The 25176-nt window shown below is 53.5% G+C and carries 25 protein-coding genes; 10 read left to right on the top strand and 15 right to left on the bottom strand.

All coding sequences use genetic code 11. The features are described 5' to 3' along the window. Positions 1 to 462: 462 nt before the first annotated feature. Positions 463 to 630, bottom strand: a complete 168-nt coding sequence (locus tag LA756_RS05855; protein WP_224438942.1) for a hypothetical protein — start codon at positions 628 to 630, stop codon at positions 463 to 465. 181 nt (positions 631 to 811) lie between these two features. Here LA756_RS05855 and LA756_RS05850 point away from each other — a divergent pair, with 181 nt between their 5' ends. Next, entirely contained in the window at positions 812 to 1384 is a 573-nt protein-coding gene (locus LA756_RS05850; RefSeq protein ID WP_105353146.1) for a helix-turn-helix domain-containing protein, read from the top strand. Positions 1385 to 1527: 143 nt separating this feature from the next. Here the strand turns inward: LA756_RS05850 and LA756_RS05845 are convergent, their stop codons facing one another. Then, positions 1528 to 2469 (bottom strand): DUF1559 domain-containing protein, encoded by a 942-nt coding sequence (locus tag LA756_RS05845; RefSeq protein WP_224438941.1) that lies wholly within the window; start codon positions 2467 to 2469, stop codon positions 1528 to 1530. A gap of 80 nt (positions 2470 to 2549) precedes the next feature. Continuing rightward, complete coding sequence (locus LA756_RS05840; RefSeq protein ID WP_224438940.1) at positions 2550 to 2969, bottom strand: hypothetical protein; 420 nt, start codon at positions 2967 to 2969, stop codon at positions 2550 to 2552. 455 nt (positions 2970 to 3424) lie between these two features. Here LA756_RS05840 and moaC point away from each other — a divergent pair, with 455 nt between their 5' ends. From moaC to LA756_RS05825, 3 genes are all read left to right on the top strand, one after another. Beyond that, positions 3425 to 3907, top strand: coding sequence for a cyclic pyranopterin monophosphate synthase MoaC (gene moaC, locus LA756_RS05835; protein WP_224440360.1), 483 nt, complete (start codon positions 3425 to 3427; stop codon positions 3905 to 3907). Positions 3908 to 3936: 29 nt separating this feature from the next. After that, a complete protein-coding gene (locus LA756_RS05830; protein WP_224438939.1) occupies positions 3937 to 4941 on the top strand; it encodes a polyprenyl synthetase family protein in 1005 nt (334 codons plus the stop codon). Between the two features lie 90 nt (positions 4942 to 5031). Continuing rightward, positions 5032 to 6069: an esterase family protein gene (locus LA756_RS05825; protein ID WP_224438938.1), complete on the top strand. Its 1038-nt coding sequence runs from the start codon at positions 5032 to 5034 to the stop codon at positions 6067 to 6069. Positions 6070 to 6079: 10 nt separating this feature from the next. Here the strand turns inward: LA756_RS05825 and LA756_RS05820 are convergent, their stop codons facing one another. Both LA756_RS05820 and nrdR read right to left on the bottom strand, forming a co-directional pair. After that, on the bottom strand, positions 6080 to 6466 hold the full coding sequence (locus LA756_RS05820; RefSeq protein ID WP_224438937.1) for a hypothetical protein: 387 nt from the start codon (positions 6464 to 6466) through the stop codon (positions 6080 to 6082). Between the two features lie 157 nt (positions 6467 to 6623). Continuing rightward, positions 6624 to 7106 carry a transcriptional regulator NrdR gene (gene nrdR, locus LA756_RS05815; protein ID WP_224438936.1) on the bottom strand — a complete coding sequence of 161 codons (483 nt, stop codon included), beginning with the start codon at positions 7104 to 7106 and terminating at the stop codon, positions 6624 to 6626. Between the two features lie 344 nt (positions 7107 to 7450). Here nrdR and LA756_RS05810 point away from each other — a divergent pair, with 344 nt between their 5' ends. Together LA756_RS05810 and LA756_RS05805 are read left to right on the top strand one after the other, a co-directional pair. After that, positions 7451 to 8008, top strand: coding sequence for a PH domain-containing protein (locus LA756_RS05810; protein ID WP_224438935.1), 558 nt, complete (start codon positions 7451 to 7453; stop codon positions 8006 to 8008). 7 nt (positions 8009 to 8015) lie between these two features. Further along, positions 8016 to 8357, top strand: a complete 342-nt coding sequence (locus tag LA756_RS05805; protein ID WP_224438934.1) for a hypothetical protein — start codon at positions 8016 to 8018, stop codon at positions 8355 to 8357. Positions 8358 to 8366: 9 nt separating this feature from the next. On the opposite strand, the gene LA756_RS05800 is transcribed toward LA756_RS05805, so the two are convergent. Together LA756_RS05800 and LA756_RS05795 are read right to left on the bottom strand one after the other, a co-directional pair. Further along, positions 8367 to 9221: a deoxyribonuclease IV gene (locus tag LA756_RS05800; protein WP_224438933.1), complete on the bottom strand. Its 855-nt coding sequence runs from the start codon at positions 9219 to 9221 to the stop codon at positions 8367 to 8369. Positions 9222 to 9272: 51 nt separating this feature from the next. Next, on the bottom strand, positions 9273 to 9806 hold the full coding sequence (locus LA756_RS05795) for a hypothetical protein (RefSeq protein WP_224438932.1): 534 nt from the start codon (positions 9804 to 9806) through the stop codon (positions 9273 to 9275). A 223-nt stretch (positions 9807 to 10029) separates the two neighbouring features. On the opposite strand from LA756_RS05795, the gene LA756_RS05790 reads away from it, so the two are divergent. Continuing rightward, positions 10030 to 10503: a hypothetical protein gene (locus LA756_RS05790; RefSeq protein WP_224438931.1), complete on the top strand. Its 474-nt coding sequence runs from the start codon at positions 10030 to 10032 to the stop codon at positions 10501 to 10503. A gap of 45 nt (positions 10504 to 10548) precedes the next feature. Here LA756_RS05790 and LA756_RS05785 read toward each other — a convergent pair whose 3' ends face one another. Both LA756_RS05785 and acnA read right to left on the bottom strand, forming a co-directional pair. Continuing rightward, complete coding sequence (locus LA756_RS05785; RefSeq protein ID WP_224438930.1) at positions 10549 to 11229, bottom strand: DUF1080 domain-containing protein; 681 nt, start codon at positions 11227 to 11229, stop codon at positions 10549 to 10551. Between the two features lie 30 nt (positions 11230 to 11259). Then, positions 11260 to 13971 (bottom strand): aconitate hydratase AcnA, encoded by a 2712-nt coding sequence (acnA, locus tag LA756_RS05780; RefSeq protein ID WP_224438929.1) that lies wholly within the window; start codon positions 13969 to 13971, stop codon positions 11260 to 11262. A gap of 278 nt (positions 13972 to 14249) precedes the next feature. On the opposite strand from acnA, the gene LA756_RS05775 reads away from it, so the two are divergent. From LA756_RS05775 to LA756_RS05765, 3 genes are all read left to right on the top strand, one after another. Continuing rightward, complete coding sequence (locus LA756_RS05775; protein ID WP_224438928.1) at positions 14250 to 15776, top strand: AAA family ATPase; 1527 nt, start codon at positions 14250 to 14252, stop codon at positions 15774 to 15776. A gap of 463 nt (positions 15777 to 16239) precedes the next feature. Next, positions 16240 to 18210, top strand: a complete 1971-nt coding sequence (locus LA756_RS05770; protein ID WP_224438927.1) for a SpoIIE family protein phosphatase — start codon at positions 16240 to 16242, stop codon at positions 18208 to 18210. Between the two features lie 389 nt (positions 18211 to 18599). After that, positions 18600 to 19007, top strand: a complete 408-nt coding sequence (locus LA756_RS05765; protein ID WP_224438926.1) for a hypothetical protein — start codon at positions 18600 to 18602, stop codon at positions 19005 to 19007. A gap of 84 nt (positions 19008 to 19091) precedes the next feature. On the opposite strand, the gene LA756_RS05760 is transcribed toward LA756_RS05765, so the two are convergent. The 6 genes from LA756_RS05760 to LA756_RS05735 form a co-directional block, all read right to left on the bottom strand. Continuing rightward, positions 19092 to 19811 carry a C39 family peptidase gene (locus tag LA756_RS05760; protein ID WP_224438925.1) on the bottom strand — a complete coding sequence of 240 codons (720 nt, stop codon included), beginning with the start codon at positions 19809 to 19811 and terminating at the stop codon, positions 19092 to 19094. Between the two features lie 21 nt (positions 19812 to 19832). After that, positions 19833 to 21002 carry a transporter gene (locus LA756_RS05755; RefSeq protein WP_224438924.1) on the bottom strand — a complete coding sequence of 390 codons (1170 nt, stop codon included), beginning with the start codon at positions 21000 to 21002 and terminating at the stop codon, positions 19833 to 19835. 58 nt (positions 21003 to 21060) lie between these two features. Beyond that, the gene (locus LA756_RS05750; protein WP_224438923.1) at positions 21061 to 22227 is read right to left on the bottom strand and encodes a hypothetical protein; all 1167 of its coding nucleotides are present in this window, start codon (positions 22225 to 22227) and stop codon (positions 21061 to 21063) included. Between the two features lie 376 nt (positions 22228 to 22603). Continuing rightward, positions 22604 to 24082, bottom strand: a complete 1479-nt coding sequence (gene rpoN / locus LA756_RS05745; protein WP_224438922.1) for an RNA polymerase factor sigma-54 — start codon at positions 24080 to 24082, stop codon at positions 22604 to 22606. Between the two features lie 66 nt (positions 24083 to 24148). Further along, complete coding sequence (gene recR / locus LA756_RS05740) at positions 24149 to 24748, bottom strand: recombination mediator RecR (protein ID WP_224438921.1); 600 nt, start codon at positions 24746 to 24748, stop codon at positions 24149 to 24151. Between the two features lie 55 nt (positions 24749 to 24803). Next, positions 24804 to 25151 carry a YbaB/EbfC family nucleoid-associated protein gene (locus LA756_RS05735; protein WP_224438920.1) on the bottom strand — a complete coding sequence of 116 codons (348 nt, stop codon included), beginning with the start codon at positions 25149 to 25151 and terminating at the stop codon, positions 24804 to 24806. Positions 25152 to 25176 lie beyond the last annotated feature (25 nt).

Raw genomic sequence — 25176 nt, 5'->3', positions numbered from 1 at the left:
AGTCCGCTTTCCGGAGATGAACTGGCACGAATGAGAACCCGTAAGCTACGTCAGTTGTCTTTCGATAAGACGTCCGCACGGAAGGCACTCCAAAAAGCAGAAGGTTGATCTCGCATGTGGCGATCCGCGTCGTGAAACGGACGACCGAGACTGGCCTTTTCATCAGCAACGACGAATAATTCCCTAACACAGGGAAGAACCGCTAGCGACTCATCGCACCGTTAAAACCGGAACAGGACGCACAATCTGTTGGTGCCGCTAGTGGCGATTTTGAAGATCGCACCAAACAGACCGGAAAGATGCTAAAGAAACGACCCCCAAAATCTCGAAATTAACCTTCGGAAGGCTTGTTACGCACTTCCCAATTGCAGCACTTGTTGCAGTTGGCGTGAGTAAGCAGCCGGCCAAGGGGGGAATCTTTAACAAGCTGAAGCTACGTAGTGGCGTGACCTCGCTGCTGCGTTAGTTGTTCTGTTTGGGATTCTCCCATTGGTCACCGCATCGCCGAACCGCTGCGAGAACGGTGAGCGAGATTGGTTCTTCGGAATCAGACTCGGGAACCAAGTCGTGAGTAGTGGATCCGGTTTCCGCTTGAACGGCGCGGTTCAGAAGGATCTGAGTACGAGCCACGAGAGAAGCAGCGTTTGTAGCGCCCTGACCCAGACATGGAAGAAATCAACTTTCCCATAGCCGTGTGCGAGGGATCGCCAGAGGAGTTGGTTTTCGGAAGTGAGGGGCGATTTTCGTGTTTCCGTCAGAACCGGAAGCACAGTGGAGGTCAACTCAACGAAAGAGTAATGGAGAGCCTGTGATGAAGGTCTTCACAACAGGACAGGTCGCAAAGATCTGCAAAGTGGCCCCCCGCACGGTGAGTAAGTGGTTCGATTCGGGCCGCCTTAAGGGATATCGTATTCCTGGTTCCCAGGACCGACGTATTCCGCGGGAATATTTGATCAAGTTCCTGAAAGAACACGGCATGCCCCTTGGCGACTTGGAAGACGAAGCCATGGCCAAGGTGCTGATCGTTGCTCAGGACCAAGTGTTGGTGGAAAATCTGCGTCGCGAACTTCCGCTCGAGAAAGCATTCAAGGTCTGCGTGGCCGCGAGTGGTTTTGAGGCGGGAATTCAAGCCGAAGGTTTTCACCCGGACTGCATTATCGTGGATTTCTCGATCGGTCGTATCGAGGCATTGCAGATTTGCCAGAATCTGCGTCGGAATCCGGACTTCGCGGAAACGATTCTGATCGCCTTGCTGCCCGACGATGGAAGCTCGATGAGCTTCGATCGATCCACGATCAATGAGACGTTCAAGAAGCCGTTTGATGCGGCTCTGCTGGCCGAACGTCTGCGAACTTTGATCGGTGCTAAGAAGGAATTGGTCTAAGACCAAGATCTTCGGGGTTACCACAATCCGAGCTTAAAAAAGGACGTCACGATGAAAATCGCGGCGTCCTTTTTTTGCGCGCTATGGCCACGCGTTGCTTAGCGAACATTGCCCGAGTGTCACTCCCGTAGGCTAGTGGCCGATTAAAGCTGGCCGAGGACGTTGCCGTCGTCTCGGTTGCTTAGGTTTTGCCAGGTCGACAGCGCGATAGTCTCGGCAACAAAGCGAACCGAGCCATCTCCCATGGTGACTTGCACGCCGCCAGGGTGAAAACTGCGTGCGGCCACATTGAACCAAACACCGTTGTGCTGGCAGTCAGGGCTTGGGGGATTGGGAGTGTACTGCGTATTGAAGCACCAATCTTGGAAACGGCCGACAAGCCAAGAGTCGCCATTCGGCACCGTGCTTTGGGAGCCTAAGTCCGAGATGCATGTCGGACGCGTGCTACTGCTGGCATAGAAATCGCCATGGGTAATTTCCGAGAGGGCCATCGTGTTCGACAATCCATCGGTCACATCAGCAAAACGAACCGTTCCATTGGCTGCGAAGATCCCTTTACTCTTCCCATGCACGATCACTGCCGTCCAGCCGGTGTTGTTGATGTCGTTGCCGCCCAGGTTCCAAGCTTTGCCAACGCACGCCGCATAGTCGGTTGGAGCTGTGCTGACCGATGCGGTCGTGCGAGGATCTTCCGCATTACTAGGGCAGCGAAATGCTTCGATCTCGACTTGCGCTGGCGAATCGTTCGAGGTGTGTGCATGGCTGACGTAGTTGATCTGTTCATGCAACGCAACTTGTTCAATCTGCGGCAGAATACGAGCCATCCACGTCGTCAAGTTATTATTCCAGGGGCTTGCTTTATCGACATATAGGCAGCCAATCGGGAATTGCTTGTGGACATCGTGATAGACGTGAGTCGCAAGACCGAGCTGTTTCAAATTGTTGCTGCAGGTCATTCGACGTGCCGCTTCCCGGGCCTGCTGCACGGCAGGTAGAAGAAGCGCGATCAATACGCCAATGATGGCGATGACAACAAGGAGTTCGACAAGCGTGAAGCCTGCTTTTCGGGGAGATGGGGTGAGCATCGAGAGCTTCCTTACACAGATAGAAATGAGAAATATATTTCGGATGTGAATGGGGACAGCGGGACGCGGCCGCTATCGAGCTACTTCTCGAGACTGAAGTCGATTGTCTGTTCGCCTGATTCAATGTCTGCGGTCAGTTGTGTTCGCTCGTTGTATTTCGCGGGGATGAACTGTTTGGTTTCCTCCATCTTGTCGCCGGTCATGACATCGACATAGCTCTTGCCAGTGGGGCGGTTGGCAAAGATCTGAACGGAACAATGCCCAATGATAGCCCCTCGCCGATCGTTGACATCGGAATCGGAGTCGTATTGGCCGTCCGTAATTTTCAGGGCGACAGGCGCGACCGTATCGGGAATAAACATGATGACGCCAGACTCGACCGGTTCGCCCTCGTAAGTGACGGTGCCGTGGACGGAGGCACGCGGAATTCCGTCGCCACCGCAGCCGACCGTAAGTCCGCATAGAAGAGTGAGGAGCACAACTAGCGCAAAGTACTTCATAGATCAAAGGTCCCTTATGTGGGTTGGCGGGAAGCCAAAGTGGCTAAGTTAGGTGGGAATAATGGCTCTTGCGGTATTGATAATGATGCTCATGTTCTTGTCGTATTGGCAATAGAGAAACACTAAAAACAACAAGAAAAACATTCCACTCCTTGCCGTCGTGGTTGATGTCCCGCGAAAGGAGGAGAGCAGAGTGAGGAGCTTCCCTGCGGTTGTGCGGGAATACCGCAAATCAGCGACGTTCGATATCGGCTCAAACGGCAAACATCAGCGGGGTTAAGTAGGGTGCGATACGTGCGGTTTAAGAGGCATCGAAGGAAAGTCTCGTTCACCTGACCAGCATGTTCTGGGAACGTTGGCGTATTCCGTAGGCAAATCCACGGAATCGCCCCTACTGAAAATCATCGAATCGCCTTAACATGTAGTGATTCGTGATTTTACGTATTGGTGTTCCTATGGCAGACTTCACGCACATCGACAGCTCCGGCGCGGCCAGAATGGTTGATGTTGGGCCAAAACAAGCGACATTGCGAGAAGCAATCGCTGAGGCGTGCGTGAAAATGCAGGCTGATACGGGAGAGGCCATCCGCGAAAGCCGAAATAAGAAAGGGGAAGTGCTCCAAGTTGCCCGTCTGGCAGGAATTATGGCTGCCAAGCGAACGGACGAGTTAATCCCTTTATGCCATGGCCTGCCGCTGGAGAGTGTGGAAGTCGGATTTGAGTTTACTGATCCGACAACGCTCATTATTACAGCGGCAGCCAAAGTAACGGCAAAAACTGGTGTGGAAATGGAAGCGATGACGGCTGCGTCCGTTGCCGCACTGACCGTTTACGACATGTGCAAAGCCATTGATCGAGGCATGGAGATTCTTCACGTTCGGCTGATCAAGAAAACCGGCGGCAAGTCGGGGACGTATCAGCGAGCGAAAGAATCGTAAGGCTAAGTAGAAAGCGAATCGAGACGAACGTGAATCCTGCGAATCAGACTCCAGCTGCTCCGAGTGCAGAAGCATTGATGCGTTGCTACGGCGGGATCGGCAGCGACCTGGCCGAGGTCGAAGCGATCCTCAAGCGGGAGATGTCTTCCAAGTTTCCCAAAGTCAGCGATATCGTTTCGTATGGCTACTTGCTGGGTGGAAAACGTCTCCGCCCTGCTCTGCTTTTGCTTTGCGGTCAGGCATTTGGTGAAGTCACCGCTGATCATCACAAGCTGGGCGCTGTGATGGAGATGGTACACACAGCGACGTTAATTCATGACGACGTACTCGACGGAGCAGAAACACGTCGACATCTGGAAACCATCCATCAACGCTGGGGAACAGAATCGAGCGTTCTCGTCGGCGACTTTCTATTCACGCATGCGTTTTACCTGGCGAGCACATTGCCTACGACCATGGCAGCACGCAAGATCGGTCAGGCCACCAACGTGGTTTGCGAGGGCGAACTCCGTCAGATCACGACCAAAGGACGCTTCGACCTGAAGGAAGAAGAATACCTTTCAATCATCGAAGCAAAGACCGCAGTACTTTGTCAGTGTGCGTGCGAGCTAGGGGCGATTTACGCGAACGCTTCGGAAGAAGCGAGCCAACAAGCGGCTGAGTATGGTCGTTGTCTAGGAATCGCTTTTCAGATTGTCGACGACCTGCTGGACATCGAAGGCGATTCTGATCGAACCGGCAAGACGCTCGGTACCGATTTGGCTCAGCGCAAACCAACGCTCCCGATCATCCATGCTTTGAAAGTCGCCTCTGAAGAAACAAAAGCTGAAATGCTGTCCGCACTCGAAGCGGAAGAGCCTGACGTGGCTCAGGTCATGGGGTGGATCGAAGAGTTCGACAGCGCCGCTTATGCCCGCGAGACGGCAATTCGATACGTCGAAACGGCTTTGGCTGCCATTTCTCAGTGGCCCGAAGGAGACGCGACGACAGCATTGCGACAATTAGCAGAGTTCGTACTCAAACGTTGCTATTAGTTGTCTTCCTGCTTTCACGCGGCTTCCAGTCCAAATATGCTAGGGGAAACACTCTGCCCGTTTTCCCTTCCGCTTTCCGACTGGTCTGTCATGCATTCGTTTCGTATCGCTGCTTCCTTGTTGTTTGTTGGCCTGATTTCTTGCGTGGCATTCGCCGAGCCCACTCAACGCAACGGCGATTTTGTCGTGGGGCCTGATTACCAAATCGATCCTGATTTGACTGATCAAGGCAACCCGAAGGGCAAATACTTCGAGTTCTCGATGCCGTTGGCGGACAGCAAAATCTTCGACGGCAAAGATTCGACGTTGAACCCAAAGAAGGATGTTCGCAAAGAGCGAAAGATCTTTGTGTACGTTCCTGCCGCGTACAACGATGGAACTAAGGCTCCCATTCTCGTGATGTTCGATGGACCGAGTCGATTGAACCTAGTTCGGAACGCGTTGGATAATCTAACGATCTCTAAAGACCCCAAACGCAAATTGCCTCCAATGATCGCCATTGCCGTTCAGAATGGGGGCAACGATGGTAAAGGAAGCCAGCGAGGTTTAGAGTACGACACGATGTCGGATCGTCATGCACGATTCATCAACGACGAAGTCTTACTCGCCGTATTGAACAACGCCGAAATCAAAGCGGCCTATCCGAACTTGGCTTTTACTGCAGATCCATGGGGCAAAGCGGTCATGGGTTGCAGTTCCGGAGGGGCAGCGGCGTTGACGATTGGTTGGTTTCGTCCCGACTTGTTTCGTCGTCTGATTACCTACTCGGGTACATTTGTCGATCAGCAAGACGACGATGCACCAGAAGAAAAAGACTTCCCGCTGGGTGCCTGGGAATATCACAGCAGCATGAAGCTGATAGAGAATAGCGAAAAGAAACCATTGCGTATTTTTACGCATGTTTCCGAATTCGATAATCGAGCAAACGACCCTGAAGAGACCTATCACAATTGGGTGATGGCCAATCGCCGAACGGCCGCCGCATTGAAGGCCAAGGGGTACGACTATCGCTTTATTTTCAGCAAAGCGACTCGCCACTGCGATAAGAAGGTCTACGAGCAAACACTTGCGGACACCCTAGTTTGGATGTGGGACGGTTACGAACCAGAAGCCGCTTCGTCCAACTGAGCCAACGAAGTTAGTTGGCCGTTAGCGAGTCGTAGACGGCAACGTGCAGCGCACAGATGGTGATAAACACTTGGGTGGTGTCGAGCTCTTTGACTTTGCCCTCAAGCTGAATGCACCAGATCGCTTTGATTGCTTGAAGTCGCGTGCCCTGCTGAAGCTCTTTGTGAAGCGACTCTGTCCACGATGCATACTTGCCCATTTCGCCTCGGTCGATCAAGACTTTGACCGAGCCGCCGGCGATCTTTCCGCCCAGTGCTGCCACGTTGGTCGGTGGTAAGTAATCCAGCAAGCCGACCGAGCCTGATTCCAAAGCGTAGTATGCCGTTTTGAACTTTTCGTACTGATCGTCAGTCCAAGACGTAGGCTTGCCGCCAAAGAAGATATCTAAGAGTCCCATCTTTCGTGCTGCCCGGTTTCATGGTGCGAGATGTTCCTTGCCCAGCGGTGGCAAGTATTCATCAAACTATATTGATTCGATCAAGGAATCAATCATTGGATCAGCGCAGGGCAACAACTTTAACTTGAGGGACAGTTGTGCGAACCAAGAGTCGAAGTTACGAGGAGGGCTTCGGCACACTGGGGGCATACTTTTTCAGCATGGGCTGAAGCTCGTCGACGAAATCGCGGACATCTTTGAATTCGCGATAGACGCTGGCAAAGCGGACGTAAGCGACTTGATCGATCGCGTGCAGATGCCGCATGACCATCTCGCCAATTTGGCGGCTTTCAACTTCCCCTTCGTACTGCGAATAAATCTCGCTTTCGACGGCCGCGACGATCGCTTCAATCTGAGCTTCGCTAATGGGCCGTTTCCAACAAGCAAGTGACAAGCCGCGTTTGATCTTTTCGGGATGAAACGGTTCTCGGACGTTGTCCTTCTTGACAATCTTGATGTCAAGTTCTTCGACGCGCTCGTACGTGGTATAACGCCGCTTGCAGCCGAGACATTCGCGTCGGCGCCGAATCGAGAAACTGTCCTGGCTAGCGCGTGAATCAATCACACGGTCGTTGTCGGCTCGACAGAACGGGCATCGCATAGGGCATACTCGAATTCACGGGGACGCGAATAAAATTTCCGCGTGGTCACCGCCGGGGAAACTGCTTCAATCTTCATAGTTTGGCCTGAACTGCCGAAATGAGCAAGCTAAGTCTGCGGTAGCAAACAAGATAACGGTCATTTCCAGGCGACAATTTGAGAACCGTCGATCGCCGATTCCTTTTGGGCAGACGCTTTTTTGCCCCTTCAGAACCTCTATAATGGGCGAGGAAAGGGCCAAGATTGGTCTCGAATTTGCGAATATTCGCCAGAGACCTGTCTCTGTAAACAAAAACACCTAAGGTTAAGCCCCTACAAAAAAAGAAAACTGGAAGGAAGTGAGCGATGGACGCCAGCAACCCCAACGATGCTGCCATGGATCCCGCCGATCATGACCCTAAAGACAAATTCTCCGCTGGACGCCGTCGGCCAGAACGCGGACCGGACGAAACGATTTGGTCTGGCGGCTATTCGGCGGTCGACCAAAGTGGCAGTTTCATGATCCTTGGTCTGATTACGGCCGGACTGATTGCCGGGGGGATTTTCTTTCCGCTAATCCTTGTCGCTATCCCAATCTTATGGATTGCTCAGCTCATCCGCGTATGGTGGGTCAAAATGGGGGTTTCGTACGAACTGACAACACGCCGCTTCATCCACGAACATGGCGTAATTAAGCGAACCACCGACCGAATTGAAGTGATCGATGTCGACGACGTCACCGTCGAGCAAGGCATCCTCGATCGGATGTTCAATGTCGGGACGATTCGTATTACATCCAGCGATCGTACGCATCCGGAGCTTCGCATTCCTGGTATCAAGGATGTGAAAAAAGTCGCTCTGATGATTGACGATGCGCGTCAGGCCGAACGAGATCGCCGCGGGGTTTACATCGAATCCGTATAGGCCAACTATGCCACGCCGGTCGCAATCGGGTCTCTGGAGTCAGCTTGCCCATGTGCTTTCCAGCGAGGGCATCTGGAAGTCGGCTGACCAGTTGATTGCGGTCGGCGGCTTGATGGCGGTCATCTCAGCTGCCCATGTCTATGTTCTGGTTGTGGGCACGTTCGTCGGAGAAGTCTCTGGCTATTTTCTTTACTTGGTAGCCGCAGCCATTTTCTTTGGGCTGTTCGCGCTGGGGACGTTCGCCCGCGTTTCGGTCTTGCTCGGTAGAAAGCAGCAAGATAAGAAACGGAAACAGGAGCGGACCCATCAATACACGCGTAAACTCGAACAGGGCCTGCACGACGACTAGGGTCAGCCCTTACTGGATCAACGAGCGGAGCGTGGCCAGGTTCTTGGCGTCATGCAGCACGCCATCTTCCTCCCCCTTGGGAGTCTCGAGATACATCGGGATCTTTTTGAATCGCCGGTCGTTGAGCATATGCCGAAAGGCTTCAACGCCGATCTTCCCTTCGCCGATATGATCGTGCCGATCGACACGCGATCCAAGCTCCTTCTTGCTGTCGTTCAAGTGAATCGCTCTCAGCTTGTCGAAACCAATCAGCTTGTTGAAGTCTTTAAACGTTGCTTTGAAGTCCTTCTCTTCCGAAATCGGATAGCCAGCCGCGAAGATGTGGCACGTATCGAGGCAAACGGCAACACGCTCCCCTTCTTTCACTCCTACGAGAATCGATTGAAGGTGCTCGAACTTGTGCCCGATGCAGCTTCCCTGCCCGGCGGTCGTTTCCAGTAGCAGTGTGACAGGGCAATCCGGCAGATCGGCGTAAACACGATCGATTGCCTGGACGATCCGGTCGATACCTTCTTCCAGCGAAGAGTCGACGTACGCGCCAGGATGAAACACAAGGTTCGGAATGCCCAGCGTCTCACAACGCTCAAGCTCGACTTTCAAAGCTTCAATCGACTTCTCCCACAATTCATCTTTCGGCGAGGCGATGTTGATCAGGTACGAAGCATGGCAAAGCGGCGCTCCGACGTTGTGCTTCGCCAAAGCATCCTGAAACAGAGAAACGTCCTTATCGGTAATCGTCTTGGCTCGCCACTGATTGTTGTTCTTACAGAAAAGCTGAACGACATTCATATCGACGGCAGCGGCGGCATCGACGGCCTTGTAATAGCCGCCGGCGATCGACATGTGGGCACCAATAAGGGGCATGGGATTAGTCTTTCCTGGAATCGTCAAAGATGTGCTTTTGAGGCACTCAATCTAAAGCAAAATGCGCAGAAGCGAAACCATCAGGAAGCCGAGGAACAACACGCCGTAACCGAGTGTCCCAGCCATGCCCAGATAATTGGCCCACAAGAGCATTGCTCGTCCAGAGCGAGACATTCGCTCCGCGTCGATTTCTTCAAGGTCGGCGTGGGCCATGCTCCATGCGGCGATGCTGAAGATGGGGCAAACGCCGATCAGTCCGATCAACGCGAAAATCAGCGTCGGAACGCCGCGGTGAGGTATCTGGTAAGCGGCCCCAGTATGAGCGAGCCGTGCCTGATGAAACGGCGTTCCGGCACCAACTTGTTCTGGCAGCCCGAGGATCGGATATTTTTGATCTGATTTTTCCCAGACCTTGGAATCGATCGGTCGCAGTTCGCATTTCTGGTCAATGCGCCCTTCCAGCACCCAACGATCTACTTCCGCCAACGTAACAGGCCCGAAAATCTGCCCTTCGGGAATTCTGACGAAGTATAAGGGAGTATCCTCAGGCAGTGCAGTTTTTAGATGGTCTTCGTCAGTTCGCATAGGCGACACAATTCAACGAATCTTGATAAGACAGCGAAGTGGCGATCATCGTACCTTGTTTAGATGTGGGGTGCCAGCATCGCGGTGATTGCGGGAAAACTCGTTGGATTAAATTTCGCAGCGTCTCTAAAATGGAGTGGATGTAACCTGGACTGATTCGGCAACTCCCCATCGTTGCTTTTCTGGAAAACGCCGAATCGACGAATGGCTGAGGATGACAAGCATGTGGACGATTTGGATCTCGGTGACGGTCCTCGTCGTTATAGCAGGTGCGTGGGCAGTTGCGGTCTGGATAGGACGCCGACGAGTCCGGCAGAATCTTTTGAACCAGGAACAAGCGAAACGGCAATTCCAATTGCGCCGTGAATGGCTTGAAACTGAGTTCATGAAAGCCGCAGCCGCCAGCGGAAAGCCCCGTGGACTGCGTTGGGTCGACTGCGAATTTGGCAACGATGTCCAATATGCCTGCGACGAAGAAAATGGGTTGCTTCGCGCCTTCATCTCGGTCACCGTCCGCTTCGAGGCAATCGAAGGGGGAGACATGGAGGATGTCGCAGCGGTCGGCAATTTGCGAGCCGCCACGGGTGTATTCGAGTACACCGGCAATCGCTGGGTTGCCAATCCGAGAGCGATCTTCAATCTCTCACCCAACCAGGCCATTCTGCACTTCAAGCACCGATCGGTTTCAATCGACTAACGTGGGAACGGCACTCGGTAAAAGAGCACTTTTACCGCGATGCGTCTACGGTAGACGCTTTAGACGAATGGACCGGAAGTAGAAAGTGCTTTCAGGGTCGTGAGCTTGAAGTGCGATCGCCCCTCCCTCGGGATCAATCAGACGCTTTTCACGGCCAGGCTCGCGGACTGGATTCTCAGGTTCGGTGTAGTCTTGAGTTTGCGTATCATTCAGCCAAACCTGAATCCGCTTTCCTTCCACGCGAAGCCGAACGGTAAACCAACTGGTTTCGTCGACAGGCGATTCCGCCAGATCTTTCACTGCATAAAGACTGCCTGTCTTGCGTTTCTCGCGATCGCTGGAATTGAGCTGCAACTCGTATCCTTCGTTCAGGTATCTTCCCTTCCGCAGTTCATGACTTGTATGAAAGAAGATACCTGAGTTGGAATTTTTCTCTCCTCGACAAACGACTTCAAGCTCGAAATTTTTCAGCGGAACAAACGAATCGGTATCGCCAGCATAGAAAAGATGTGACATTCCATCCGTGCCGCATGCTCGAAGCGTCCCGTCAACAACAGTGAAGTTCGCTGGGTGACGATCTGCTTGCCAGCCTGAGAGATCCTTGCCGTTGAATAGCGATTGCCATTCGGGCGTTTCGCCTCGAAGTAGCTGGGGTGCCTGTGATACCGCATAAAACGATACACAGAACACGACCCAGCTGCGAACGAAAAAGCTAACGCTATGCACGACGTAGTTTTCCTTCGGAAGAAACGTCAGTTACTTCGAGTCCTTCAACAATTTCAGCAAGACCGTTTGCAGGATACCACCGTTGCGGTAGTAGTCGAGTTCGACCGGCGTATCGATTCGCACGGTTGCGTCGAACGTCGTCACTTCGCCGTCAGCAGCTTTGGCCGAGACGGTGACTTTCTGCAATGGCTTGAGATCATCCGGCAAGTAGATGTCGTAGGTTTCTTCGCCGGTCAGGCTGAGCGATTCCCAGGACGATCCGTTGGGGAATTCCAGAGGAAGCACGCCCATGCCGATCAAGTTACTGCGGTGAATACGTTCGAAGCTGGAAGCAATCACAGCTTTGACACCCAGCATGAATGTCCCCTTGGCGGCCCAGTCGCGGGAGCTTCCGGTTCCATATTCCTTGCCGGCGATCACGACCAGCGGAGTGTCGTTTTGCTTATAGATCTCGGCGGCATCGAAGATGCTCATCGTTTCGCCGGTCGCGAAGCACTTTGTCCAACCCCCTTCTTTTTCAGGAGTCAGGCGGTTGCGAATGCGGATGTTGGCGAACGTTCCGCGATGCATCACACGGTCGTTACCGCGACGCGAACCGTAGCTGTTGAAGTCGACCGGATCGACGCCATGCTCGATCAAGTACTTCCCAGCCGGGCTATCCTTAGCGATGGCACCTGCCGGCGAGATGTGGTCGGTTGTAACCGAGTCGCCCAAGAGAGCCAAGACGCGAGCCCCGGTGATCGATTCGATCGGCTCGACGTTTTCTTTCACGTCGTCCAGGAATGGTGGTTCCTGAATGTAGGTGCTGTCTTTGTCCCACGTGTAAAGTTCCGAGTCGGCAACGTCGATGGCGTTCCAGTTCGGGTTCGATTCGTAGGCACTGTTGTAGCGTTCCTGGAACATCTCAGGCGTGATCGCCTTTTCAACCGTTTCGAGGATTTCCTCGTTGGATGGCCAGATGTCCTTGAGATAAACCGATTCGCCGTCGGCGGATGTGCCGATCGGATCGTTGTCGAGGTCGATATCGACGGTACCCGCCAAAGCGTAGGCAACCACCAGCGGTGGGCTGGCCAAGTAGTTGGCTTTGACGTGCTGGTTCACGCGGCCTTCGAAGTTGCGGTTACCACTGAGAACCGCCGAAGCCACCAAAGAGCCTTTCGTCACGGCGTTAGCGACTGGTTCCGGCAGCGGACCACTGTTACCGATGCATGTCGTGCAGCCGTAGCCGACCAGGTTGAAGCCAAGCTTCTTGAGGTCTTCCATCACGTCTGCTTTGACCAGGTAATCGGTCACGACGCGAGATCCAGGGGCCAAGCTGGTTTTGACGTAGGGCTTAACGGTCAGGCCTTTTTCGGCGGCCTTTTTCGCCAGCAAACCAGCAGCCAGCATCACGCTTGGGTTGCTGGTGTTCGTGCAGCTGGTGATCGCCGCGATGACAACGCTACCGTGGCCGATTTCACTCGACTTGCCGTTATCTTCGACGGTGGCCGTGCGACCGAGGTCCCCTTCGCTCAACCCGAAGCCGCGTTCGTTGGGCGAAGTCACCAAGGACTTTTTGAACTCGCTTTGCATGCTTTTGAGGGCGACGCGGTCCTGCGGGCGTTTAGGACCAGCAAGCGATGGTTCGACAGTCGAAAGATCCAAGCGAACTAGCGTGGTGTAGCTAGGCTTCATTTCGTCGGTGCGGAAGAGCCCTTGCTCTTTGGTGTAACGTTCCACGCGATCGACTTCGCCAGCCGTTCGGCCGGTGCGTCGCATGTAGTTCAGTGTTTCCGCGTCGACAGGGAAGAAGCCCATCGTGGCACCATATTCTGGAGCCATGTTGGCGATCGTCGCTCGGTCGGCGAGGCTCATTTGCGAGACGCCGGGGCCGAAGAACTCGACGAATTTACCGACGACTCCCTGCTTTCGCAGAATTTGAGTGATCGTGAGCACCATGTCGGTTGCGGTAACGCCGGCGCCCAGTTTGCCGGTCAGCTCGAACCCGACCACTTGTGGCGTCAGCATGTAGATCGGCTGGCCGAGCATGACCGCTTCGGCTTCGATCCCGCCGACACCCCAGCCCACAACACCGAGGCCGTTAATCATCGTGGTGTGACTATCGGTACCAACCAGCGAGTCAGGCAGAGCAACTTTGCCTTTTTCGTCTTCACGAACGAAGACGCCCTTGGCCAGGTATTCCAGGTTCACCTGGTGGACGATACCGACGTTTGGCGGAATGGCTTGGAAGTTCTTCAGCGACTTCTGACCCCAACGCAGGAACTCATATCGTTCCTTATTACGATGGAATTCGAGAGCCACGTTTTCTTCGAGGGCTTGTTCGGTACCGAACTTATCGACTTGCACCGAGTGGTCGATGACGAGGTCGACTGGGATCAGTGGGTTGATTTTGGCAGGATCGCCACCAAGACGTTCCATGGCACTTCGCATCGCAGCGAGATCCACCACGCACGGAACACCGGTGAAGTCTTGCAGCACAACGCGAGCCGGCATGAATGGGATCTCGCTCGAGACCGGATTCTCGGCTTTCCAGCCTGCGAGCGCCTTCACATCGTCTTCCGAGACGATGTAGCCGTCACAGTTCCGCAGCACGGATTCCAAGAGGACGCGGATCGAAAATGGGAGCTTATCGATATCACCCAGGCCAGCGTCCTGCAGCTTATTAATGCGGTAGATTCCCAGGTCCCCTTCCGAGGTGGAAAACACGTCGCGTGCGCCGAACGGATCGAACTTTGCGGTCATCGTACTCGTTCTTTCTAAATCGAATCTATTGAGGCAGATCGGTAGATGCCCACGATTTTAACCAAACCCATTCGAGTTGTCTTCCGGGGAATATTACTGGCAATTTGGGGGGCGTTGGGCGCCGATCTGCGGCAAAAGAGAAGCCACAGGTAGGATTAGACAGTCTATGCGGACTTTGCCGCGTAAGGAAGTTGATTCTTTCCGTCTGTGACCTAGGCTTTCGACGAAACTCCTTTTCTCTCCGCACAACGCCGGCTTTCGCGACGAAGAATCAACCTATGTCCGACCCGCTCAAAGATTTGTTGTCTCAACTTTCTGGCCAATCCTCGACCGAGAACGGCGATATTGATCCTTGGCAACTTGTCGAGGCGATCTCGCCGGAAGAGGAACCGCAGTCGCAGGAAGACAAGTCGCTGGAAGCGATGATCTCTCGGATCAACAGCATGACCAGCAAAGGTTCCGACGACGAAGGCGCGTTTGCCGAGCCAGAGCAAGTCCCGGAAGAGACTGCCACTTACGAGGATGATTTCCAGGAAGACAACGATACCCCGTTTTATCCTCGCGAGCCGGGAACGCTGCGAGAGGCTAGTTTGACGTCGTCTGACGTTGAAGCACTGTGCATCAAGTACTTGCTGACCGCCGGCGAGGCATCGGGGCGTGAGATTGCCAATCAGATTTGCATTCCGTTCCTGTTGATGGACGAATGTCTGCGAAAGATGAAGTACGACCAACTGGTGGTCTATAAAGATACCGCTCAGGCTGGCGACTACGTCTATTATTTGACCGATTTGGGACGCGAGCGGGCCCGGCGTTATAACGAGCACTGCACTTATTACGGGGCTGCCCCAGTTTCGCTGAAGGATTACATCGCCAGCGTGCGTGCCCAATCGTTAGAGGGTCAATCGCCCAGCATCGAAGCCTTGGAGACCGCGTTCGAAGACTTGCTGATCAACAAGTCGATGTTCCGTCGGCTCGGACCGGCTATTAACAGTGGTCGCGGGTTGTTTCTGTATGGAGCACCTGGTAACGGTAAAACCAGCATCGCTGAACGGGTAACTCGCTCTTTCGGGAAGCATATTTGGGTTCCCCGGGCGATCGGGATTGATGGCGAAATACTGCGGGTATTCGACCCCGCAGTTCACGACGAGGTGCCCATCGAAGAAGGCCCTGGCATCATGCAAGAGCATCGCATCGATCGCCGCTGGGTTCGCATCAAACGTCCGACAATTGTTGTCGGTGGTGAATTGACGATGGATAACCTGGAAATCAGTACTATTCAATCGACCGGGGTTAGCGAAGCCCCGCTTCAGCTAAAAAGCAACTGCGGAACGTTGGTGATCGACGACTTTGGGCGTCAGCGAATGAGCACCGACGAGTTGCTCAACCGATGGATTGTGCCGCTGGAAAAACGGTACGACTTCTTGAACATGCGAGGCGGTAAGAAGATTCAGGTTCCGTTCGACCAGTTGATTGTCTTTTCGACGAACTTAGAGCCTCGAGACTTATGCGACGATGCGTTTCTGCGTCGTATCCCGTACAAGATCGAAGTGGTCGACCCTACCGAACAAGAATTTCGACAGCTGTTTGACATCATGTGTCCCATGATGGGATTCACCGTAAATGAAACGGCGATCGACTATTTGATCGAGAATCACTACAAGAAAGTGAACCGTCCGTTCCGCTGCTGCCAGCCACGCGACCTTTTGATGCAGGTTCGTAATATGTGTTTGTACGAGAACGCTCCACTCGAACTGACGAACGAATACTTCGATGACGCCGTCGATAATTACTTTGCGGTGATGTAGGTGAGAGATTGAAGGGGGTTTGCGAGTGTCTTTCAGAAAAGGAAGCATCGCGGGATCCCTGATTCGCATGCACGATGACTTCACCCGGCGAAATTTGCCGGGTGAACTGCTTCCTGTCGACCGTCCGTCCCGCTTGCCCTGAGTGGGTTGGTGGCTAGATGAGATTCACATCGTCCCACGGGAAGCGGCTTCCGAGCCACCGTTGCGAACGTGCTCACCCTCAACTTTTGCCTTGCGCTGTCGTAAAACAGAGCAAGACCTGACCGGCAAGTAGAACGCTTGCGACTTCAACCATCGCAAACGTAGGTCGTTTCGGTTCAACGCCGGTGAGTTTACGGCGGAAATGTCCACGCGTCCAAAGTTTTTCCGGGCAAACGGAAGTCGCTGCGGAACAGTCGGTCTCGATCCGTTATGATAGGCATTCGCTCAAGCCGCTTGCCGCAATTCTCTGGAAGAGATCAACGTGAATCTGACACGCCTCCCGATTCGAGTTCTCGCTCCCCTGCTCTTCGGTATCCCGGTATTGATCGTCGGTGTCTGGCTGTCGATGACGTGGAATCGTCAGTCGCAGAAAGCGGTCACCCAGCTGGCCGATCAAAATATCGATCAGATTCATCGCACGACCGCAACGAAGATTGCCGATGTACTTTCGGTGCCGGTTCAAGTTTGTGAAATCAACAAGCAGCTTGTCACTTCACGGAAGCTTCCTCCAGACGACTTAGCGGCGTGGCGGCCAACATTCGTTCGAGAGTCGAAGGCGTTCGATGTGCTGAGTGCCATTTCCTGGGGCAGTGCCGATGGTCGCACCGTTTGGGTGAGCCGATACGCCGACGGAAGCACCTATTGGGCCATCAAAAGCGATCCCTCTTCCGAAATGATGGAAGAGTGGAAACTCAATAGCGCCGGTGAATCGATTGAATCGACTCGCAACGCGTTTGAGTTTCGCCTTGAAACTCGCCCATGGTTTCAAACACCTCGCGAAGCGAAGGGCCCGACTTGGAGCGATCCGTACGTTTGGGTCGGAGGTGGAGAGGGCCAGGAAACGACATTGGGGATATCGTACGGAATTCCGCTCTATTACCCCGATCGCGATTTAATGGGGGTCATCGATGCGGATTTTTCGCTGAACGATCTCTCGAGTTACCTTGGCCAACTGACAATCGGTAAGACGGGTATGGCCATTTTGATGTCTGCTGACGGAAAGTTGTTAGCGACTTCAAACGATACGAAAATCATCTCTGAGGCGGGAAGCCAGCTTTTGGCGACGTCGTCAGACAATCCCTTGGTAGTCGCTGCTGGCAATTACGTGAACAGCGATAGCTATGTGGATGAATCGAACACGCATATCGACTTGAGCGGCGAAACGTATTATCTGCACGCTTCCGATGTGGGCACCGAAGTTGGGTTGAAGTGGAAGCTGCTGACGATTGTTCCCGAAAAGGACTTTGTTGGTGACATTCAAGCCGAGTTCACACGCAGTTGGCTCATCAGCTTCCTGGCCGTTCTCTTTGCCGTAGGGCTCGGTTTTTTAGCAGCCCGGTGGCTTGTCGATCCCCTGACCCGAATTGTCGATTCGGTTCGTCGCATCGGTCAAGGTGATCTCGAAACTCGCCTGCATATCCAGCACGCGCCGGAATACACGCATCTTGCCTCCGAGATCAATACGATGGCGGAAGGCTTACAGGACCGCTTGCGAATGCAGAAGTCTCTTTCGCTGGCGATGGAAGTGCAACGGAATCTGTTGCCGTCCGATTCGCCAAGCATCAAAGGGCTCGACATCGCAGGTCACAGCACCTATTGCGACGAGACCGGCGGCGATTACTACGACTTTCTCGACGTCACCGGCACCGACGAAGATACGGCGGTTCTCGTAATTGGCGATGTCATGGGGCATGGAGTGGCAGCAGCACTGCTGATGGCCACGGCTCGAGGGATTCTAAGGAGTCGATGTGCCGTGCCGGGTTCGCTGGCGGACTTCTTGAATCATTTGAACGATATGCTTGTCGTCGATACCAACGGCGAGCGATTCATGACCATGTTGATGGTGACCGTTTCCGCTCAGAAAGATAATCTACGTTGGGCTTCCGCAGGTCACGGGGCACCGATCATCTACGACCCCGTCGAAGACAAATTCCCTGAAATGGATGGCGGCGGACTGCCACTGGGATTGGTCGAAGGGGAAAGTTATTCGGAATATTGGCAGCCTGGTATCCGAACCGGAACCGTTATCTTGGCCACCACCGATGGTTTGGAAGAGACGATGAACGAGGCCGGCGATCAGTTTGGCAAAGAACGCCTTCAGGAACTGATTCGGGAGAACGCTTCCAAGAGTTCGGAAGAGATCAGCCAGGCCATCCGTCAGGCCCTTGTCGGCTATCGTGGGGCCAATTCGCAAGACGATGATCTTACTTTCGTCGTAGCAAAAGTGAATTAAGCATTCCCATTCCAGATCGTGTGATTAGGATGGGTTGATCGGAACAATTTAGTTCCGGGAAAACGACTCGGCACGTGCTCTCTTCAGCCCGTCGAGTATCTCTGAATCCCTGGCAAAGCTTCGCATGTATGCGTAAGTGTTTATTTTGTCTGGGCTTATGGTTTGTCTTGCGTGGATTTCTCGCTTCCACGTATGGCTGAAAATGCCGTAGAGATGATGGGGTATCTAACCCCTAAAATCTGAGTAATTCGTACATTTTTATCCATCGATATATCCAGCACCGTAATTACAATCGGGACTGATGCAGTATTTTTCAGTCACTCAGGGGGGATCTCAACTGGTGAGGTCGTGCCTGAAACTGCCCGGTCAGTTCGTGTTGGAGAATTTCAATGAAAACGTTTGCATGTCTGTTCGCAGTTGCTTTGGCTTCCTTCGCTTTGGTATCGGAATCGCGAGCCGCTGAGCCCGCTGGAAACATCGACCAAGCGACGCTCGCTTCGATCGGTCTGGGTGGACTCGATTCGATGAGTGACGAAGAAGGCAAGAAGGTTCGTGGTACGTTCGCGATCGCTTTTGGCTATGGCCAATCGAACTTCCTGCGTTCGACGCAGACCACCGGATACGCCGCTGGCGATTTCGGTCGTGGTCGTGACTTCGCTGCCGGTGGCAATAGCAGCCAAACCGGTTTCACGATCACCAACACTGTCTTTGGTCGTAATGGCCGCGTCCTTGGTGGCAACTCGATCGACTTTGGTACCTACGCTGTGGGTAGCTCGTGGTCGTTCGCTGGACGCTAAGCGACTGATTCACTCAGGCAATAAAAAAGCCGCATCGCAATTCGCGACGCGGCTTTTTTTATTTCTGAAATGATGGAACGACCGTTAAGGGAAGCCTGGGGTCGGCATGCGGAACGTTTTTTCAGGAAACGTTCGGATGATCTGATCGTCGACCCAGCCACGAGACATTTCTTCGTTGGTGACGCCAAGCCGAGAGACATCGGACGTCGCTTTTCCTTTTTGGACAACCGCAAGTACGGCGTTTTCGATCCAGATCCGCTCGAATTCAAATTGTGGAATTCTCAGATTGCCTCGGGCAGGATCGGCCAGAAATACCCAGCCGTTCGCGAGACCACGAACGACGACAAAGTGATTCGTTTCTTCCAGGCGAATGGCGACAATGATGGGGATTTTGACTTTTTGAAGTTCCTCCATGCTTAGCCTCCCAATCGTGGAAAGGTAACCAAGCTTAACGGCAGCCAAACGAAGGTCAGAAATCGCCAGACCGTTTTCGAATCGTTCTTTCAGTTCATCCCGTTTCAAGTTCTTCTGTACGACGTTGAGAACCTGGTTTTCCGTGACGGGGTCGCCCCAGTAATAGCGGCAGATTGTTGCCAGAGCAGCCGCTCCGCAAGAGTAGTCACGCTGCTGCTTAACGATGTTTTGATCGCGTATGGCTTTCCAAGATCGTGCGTGCGCTTGGATCGTTCTTTCGGCGTTACGAACCGGAGGACCCAATTGAGCCCACGCCGTACTGGTCAGCAATGCTGGCCCGAGTAGGGTGATTGCCAGAACGATCGATTTGGAGAGCGTGAGCTGGTTCAAGGAATTGGCTCCCAGTTCTCTTTAAAGCGTCCACACGATGCCAACGACGGCGTCAGCAGCATCATCGGTCATGCCAATTTCTGCAAATGGTTCGATAATGCGTTCGCAGCGGTAAGTGGTCGCTGCAAAGCGAAGACGCATCAATTCTCGCATCGAACCAGGCACGCCCAACCCATCGACTTCGGTTTCGGTTTGATAAAGCCCCAGGAATGCAGTGCTTAGCGTAATCCGATCATTCACCGCGAAGCCGACACCAAAGTTGTAAGTGAACTGATGCCCGTATCGCACATCGATGTCACCAAACTGCCGCTTGGCCTGATAGCGATAACCGACCCCATAAAAGTAAATAATGGGATCGTACCGCTGAATGAAAAGGAGCTGTGCGGAAGGAGCCCAAACACCGTTGGAAAGCGTCGCTTGCGAGATGCCGTCGACCAAGTATTCGGCGTCGCCAGTTGGCGCGGTCAGACCGAAACTGAGGATGACGTCGGGAGAGTAACCGTAACAGCCTTCTCGACAGAGAAGGTTTACGCCAAGCTCCAAGTCACCGATACCGCCGCTTGAGTTGGTTTCATCGAAGAGTCCCAGCGAAGAGACTTCCTGATGTGACCAGCCAATGGGGAGGCTCCCGGAAAGTTGAATCCTGTCGGTTAACCCATACCGTAGGGCGAAAGGAACGAAGAGCGATCGACGACGAATGTCAGCACGTGCTACGCCGGATGGATTCAGTGTAATTGGGAAGTCGTAATCGTCTTTGGCATAAACCAGACCGAGGTCCATTTGCCATTGGCCGGGCTGCAACAGCACGCTTGCTGTGCGGAGGAACTGGATGTTGAAGTCTTCCAGTTCTTCACCATATTCCTGATCGTCGCGGACCGGAGGATCGACCAGTTCGACTTTGCCGGTCCTTGGGATTTCGGGCAGTGGCGGAGGTAATGGGCCAGGCTCTTGCAAAGCCGATACCGGCATGATCGTTTCTGAACCATACTGCCAAGTAAGGGAAGGATCTTCGAAGTGCGACGCGACGAACAACGGTTCGTCTGCTTGCCATACCGGCGACGGTTGATCTGGCCACTGCGCCTGTGCGGTTTGACTTGGGATTGCCAAGATTGCCAGACCAGCAAGCATCGCGGTAACTGTTCCGCGTACGAACCAGCGTAGGCATTCGCATGTAATTTGTTGTCGCGTCATCCTATCGATCCTTCAGGAAGCGATCTTGGCGTGGGACTGAGACTTCTGAGAACGGGAACTACCAAACGATACCGGTCGAAATTGCAAAACCAACCAGATCCAGCGAATCGGATGGAGCGAGCGAATTCACCGTCAATTCGCCAACGTTCAATTCGCCAACGGTTGCCGTGGCACCTGCGGCACCTCCCATTTCACCCCAGTGCTGATACTCGAAGGCGCCTCGAGCGAAGAAGCGACCAGGAATGCACTTCAGCTGAGTGCTCCACTGAGCACCCACTTGGAACTCGGCGATCCAAAGTGAATCGGATGCCCCGGCAAGGCCCCCGGTCGTTTCCGTTGCATCTCCGGCAGGGCTTAACAGCTGTGCGTGTGCCAATGCACCTGCGTAGGTGTCGCCAAACAGTACCGAGGTACGTGCATTCCAGAACCACTGCAATCCGTAGCAGCAATTCGAGCAGCGATAGCCAGATAGCGAAAACGTCAGGCCGTCTCCTTCGAAGACAGCGATACCTGACGTGGCTCCCGTAAAGAAAGCAGTTCCACCACCAGATCCAGCTGGTCGCTGAACGAGGCTTTGGAAACTGATCGCCTCGTTGGTATCGCGTAGTGCATGGCGATAGCCAAACGTTCCGACCATGTTCCAGTCGTAGAAGCAAAACTCTTTGACGAGCTCTAAATCGAGAGCGTACATCTCCAAGTTCGTTCCTGAAGTAAAACCGAACGTGTCACCGCTGAAAACCGACGGAGCTGAAAATGGAATGAACGGGTTGTTGTAGTTCGAGCTGGTGTTGAGCTCCCAGTAGCGGAACTGAACTCCCCAGCCGTTGTCACAGACGTAACTCATCCACAAACGAGGCGCTGGAACAAGTCCATCGATCCCATTTGCGTCGGTTGAGAAACTCTCAGTCGTACCGTTCGGAACATCGACAAAGCTGTAGCTGAGTTGATTGCCACCCATCGGCGCGAGAAACGTCGCTTCCACCCCGACCCGCCAACCCGATCGACAAGTGGCATAACTATAGCCGGGCGCTGCGGCTGGATATTCGGTCGAAGCATTCGAGAGTGATGTGTCGCTTAAGTTGTCGAGATTCTCAAACGAGATAGGCTGAACGCCACTCGCCTGAGCCATGTACAGAGGACGGAAGACTTCGTCCGCCTGAGCTGTAATGCTCCACGTCGCACAAATCCATGTAACCCCCGCGACAAGGATGTGGCGCAATTTCATGTCTGATTCCTTTCGGCAACCGCAACCAAATGGCGTGCTTGGACGCGCTCTATGAGCGACGTGGAAAACGAATCGAGCTCGCGATTGCTTCCGTAGCGGCAGCCATCGCAACAGGAAAAACCGCGACGACTCGTGCTAGCGGGATTGCCGTGCTAGCGAGTACAACGCGAATTGTCGTTGTTCATGGCATCGTACTCTTGAGGGGGATCAGATAAGTGCTTTGTCGGGATGTCGAACAACCGTTTCGAGCGATGCAATCGGACCGCTAAGCATAGGCCCTACAATCGGATCGACCCGGTATCTGTAGCGCATGAAAAACCCTCGCGTTGAAACGCGAGGGCAAGTTGGATCGACGGATGTCGGCTAGAGCAAAAACCTATTTCTTCGACCAGTCACGGCGCTGGCGAGAACTTGGAATGCCCATCTTTTTGCGATACTTCGTCACCGTACGACGGGCCACGTTCAAGCCATTGTCTTTCAGCTTCTTGACCAGATCGTCGTCGGAAAGTGGCTTTGCTTTGTCTTCGTTATCGATCACTTCCTGTAGACGTAATCGAATCTGATCCCACGTCACTTCCTCGCCAGCTTCGTTGACGGTACCGCCAGCGAAAAACGCTTTAAGGGGGAAGATACCACGCGGGGTCTGAATGTACTTGTCGTCCACGGCACGACTGACCGTTGTGACGTGCACACCCACTTGGTCGGCAATCTGTTGCATCTTCAAAGGCGTGATGTACTCAGGGCCGTTGTCGATAAATTCTTTCTGATAGTCGACAATGGCTTGAGCAACACGGCTAAGCGTGTTTTGACGCTGGACAATAGCATCGATCAGCCACTGAGCTGCGTTAAGTTTACGCTTGATGAACTCCTTTTCTTCCCGAGTAGCCGTCGGGCTGGAAAGGCGTTCGCGGTAGTAGTTGCTGATTCGCAACTGCGGAATGTCTCGGTCTTCGGCTTGAACGATGTACTTCCCATCTTCGTCGATATCCAGCATCAAGTCAGGAATGACATTGGCGACATGAGCATCGTTGTAGATCGAACCTGGTTTAGGATCGAGGCGGCGCATCTCGCTCCACGCCGCTTGAATCCGCTCGATCGAAAAGCCGGTCGCTTTCTGAATCTGTGGAAGTCGATTGTCACGAAGGTCTTCCAGGTGATTCATGATCAACGTACGGAGTTCGTCAAAGAACATACGCGATGGATCGATTTGTAACAGCAGGCATTCACGCAGATCCCGCGCACCAACGCCGGCAGGTTCCAACGATTGAACGACATGAAGTGCTTCTTGGGCGATGTCTTTCAATTCGTCGTCGGCGTCGGCCGGCAATAAGTCTTCGAGGCTTGTCGTGAGATAGCCATTGGAGTCGAGTGCCGAGATGATCCGCTCGGCCCATTCACGAACGATCGGTTCGATCGACAGTTCAGCCAACTGGTGTTCCAGGTGGTCTTGCAAAGTTTCAGGGCGCGATTGGACGTTCGCCAAAGCATCCATACGGCGCTCGGCGTCTTCTTCCATTTGGCCCGACGATCGCTGGGGCCGTTCATCGAAGGTGTCGGGATACTGCTGATCCATTTCCAACAAGCGTTCGAAGTCGTCGGCGTTATCTTTGCCATCTTCAACGACGAACTCTTGCTCTGAATCGGCAGGAGCATCTGGCTCTTCTCGTGGAGAATCTTCGGTATCGCTACCATCCTGCTCTTGGACTTCGAGCATCGGATTCTCGTTCATCTCCTGCTCGATCTTCTCTTGAAGGGCCAGAACTGGCAGTTGCAGGATCTCCATGGATTGAATCATCCGTGGAGCCAGAACCTGCTTCTGGACCATTTTCTGTTCAAGACCGAAGGACATTCTCATGGGAATGATTCCGATAGCTGTTGGGAAGTGGTTTGCCGGTGTTGGGTGGACCCGACGGATCCGGTTTTAAAGTGCCTGGCGGCCGGTCATGGCATCGGCAAGCACTTCTTTGTTGGCGAATTCGAGGACGCTTCCGGCGGTCACGCCTCGAGCCAATCGTGTCAACTTAACTGGGAACTCGGACAGCAAGCTTGAAATGTGCAGTGCCGTTCCGTCTCCTTCGGTGGTTGGATTTGTCGCCATGACCACCTCACGTATCTCACCTTTAGTAACGCGCGATACAAGTGCGTCGATCGTTAGCTGGTCGGGGCCGACACCTTCCAGAGGTGCAATCCGGCCGAGCAAAACGTGGTACACGCCAGGGAAAACGCCTGACTGTTCCAAGGCAATCAAATCGCGGGGCTGTTCCACAACGCACAGCAGCGAAGCATCGCGTTGCGGGTCTTGGCAGATCGTGCAGAGTTCCCCTTCCGACAAATTGAAACACTGGCTGCAATAGCGAACGTTTTGTTTGACGTCCCGAATTGCATCCGAAAGTCCCATCGCTTCGTCGGTAGGAACGCGGAGGATATGATAGGCAACACGCTCGGCACTTTTACGGCCGATGCCTGGCAGCTTGGATAACTGGTCGATCAAACGAACTACAGATTCAGTCAGCTGCGCCATTCACTTCGCTCCTTCCGCTTTGTATTTCCTGTGGGCAAATCCTGCCCTGAATTATCTACTGGCCAAACTGGCTTAGTGCCTGGTCGAGCCCTGGTACGTTCAACCCGCTAGTAACCGACTGCATCATTTCCTGATGAAGCTGCTTACCTTTGGCTTGAGCATCGTTGACCGCTTGAGGGATCAACTCTTCGATCAGGTCTTTATCGCCATCGGTGATCAACTGGGGATCAATGGTGATGCTGACCAGCTCGCCATGTCCGGTGCAAACCGCTTTTACTAAGCCGGCGCCTGCAGTTCCTTCCACACGTTTGTTGCGGAGTTCTTCCTGCATCGCTTTCATCTCTTGCCCGACTTGTTGAGCTTGCTGCATCATGCCGGCAATGTTGCCAAGATTTTTGAACACGGACATCTCTCCTTCTTTGTTCGAC

This window comes from Bremerella sp. TYQ1 (genome assembly GCF_020150455.1).
Classification (GTDB): domain Bacteria; phylum Planctomycetota; class Planctomycetia; order Pirellulales; family Pirellulaceae; genus Bremerella; species Bremerella volcania_A.
The sequence above is the reverse complement of the archived record's forward strand: the minus strand, read 5'-3'. Positions and strand labels throughout refer to the sequence as shown.

Coding starts and splice junctions, on each gene's coding strand:
- LA756_RS05765 (WP_224438926.1), top strand. CDS start 18,600: ATGAAAACGTTTGCATGTCTGTTCGCAGTTGCTTTGGCTTCCTTCGCT.
- LA756_RS05755 (WP_224438924.1), bottom strand. CDS start 21,002: ATGACGCGACAACAAATTACATGCGAATGCCTACGCTGGTTCGTACGC.
- LA756_RS05800 (WP_224438933.1), bottom strand. CDS start 9,221: ATGCCCCTTATTGGTGCCCACATGTCGATCGCCGGCGGCTATTACAAG.
- LA756_RS05750 (WP_224438923.1), bottom strand. CDS start 22,227: ATGAAATTGCGCCACATCCTTGTCGCGGGGGTTACATGGATTTGTGCG.
- moaC (WP_224440360.1), top strand. CDS start 3,425: ATGGCAGACTTCACGCACATCGACAGCTCCGGCGCGGCCAGAATGGTT.
- LA756_RS05795 (WP_224438932.1), bottom strand. CDS start 9,806: ATGCGAACTGACGAAGACCATCTAAAAACTGCACTGCCTGAGGATACT.
- nrdR (WP_224438936.1), bottom strand. CDS start 7,106: ATGCGATGCCCGTTCTGTCGAGCCGACAACGACCGTGTGATTGATTCA.
- LA756_RS05845 (WP_224438941.1), bottom strand. CDS start 2,469: ATGCTCACCCCATCTCCCCGAAAAGCAGGCTTCACGCTTGTCGAACTC.
- LA756_RS05790 (WP_224438931.1), top strand. CDS start 10,030: ATGTGGACGATTTGGATCTCGGTGACGGTCCTCGTCGTTATAGCAGGT.
- LA756_RS05805 (WP_224438934.1), top strand. CDS start 8,016: ATGCCACGCCGGTCGCAATCGGGTCTCTGGAGTCAGCTTGCCCATGTG.
- LA756_RS05850 (WP_105353146.1), top strand. CDS start 812: ATGAAGGTCTTCACAACAGGACAGGTCGCAAAGATCTGCAAAGTGGCC.
- recR (WP_224438921.1), bottom strand. CDS start 24,748: ATGGCGCAGCTGACTGAATCTGTAGTTCGTTTGATCGACCAGTTATCC.
- LA756_RS05810 (WP_224438935.1), top strand. CDS start 7,451: ATGGACGCCAGCAACCCCAACGATGCTGCCATGGATCCCGCCGATCAT.
- LA756_RS05775 (WP_224438928.1), top strand. CDS start 14,250: ATGTCCGACCCGCTCAAAGATTTGTTGTCTCAACTTTCTGGCCAATCC.
- rpoN (WP_224438922.1), bottom strand. CDS start 24,082: ATGAGAATGTCCTTCGGTCTTGAACAGAAAATGGTCCAGAAGCAGGTT.
- acnA (WP_224438929.1), bottom strand. CDS start 13,971: ATGACCGCAAAGTTCGATCCGTTCGGCGCACGCGACGTGTTTTCCACC.
- LA756_RS05825 (WP_224438938.1), top strand. CDS start 5,032: ATGCATTCGTTTCGTATCGCTGCTTCCTTGTTGTTTGTTGGCCTGATT.
- LA756_RS05840 (WP_224438940.1), bottom strand. CDS start 2,969: ATGAAGTACTTTGCGCTAGTTGTGCTCCTCACTCTTCTATGCGGACTT.
- LA756_RS05820 (WP_224438937.1), bottom strand. CDS start 6,466: ATGGGACTCTTAGATATCTTCTTTGGCGGCAAGCCTACGTCTTGGACT.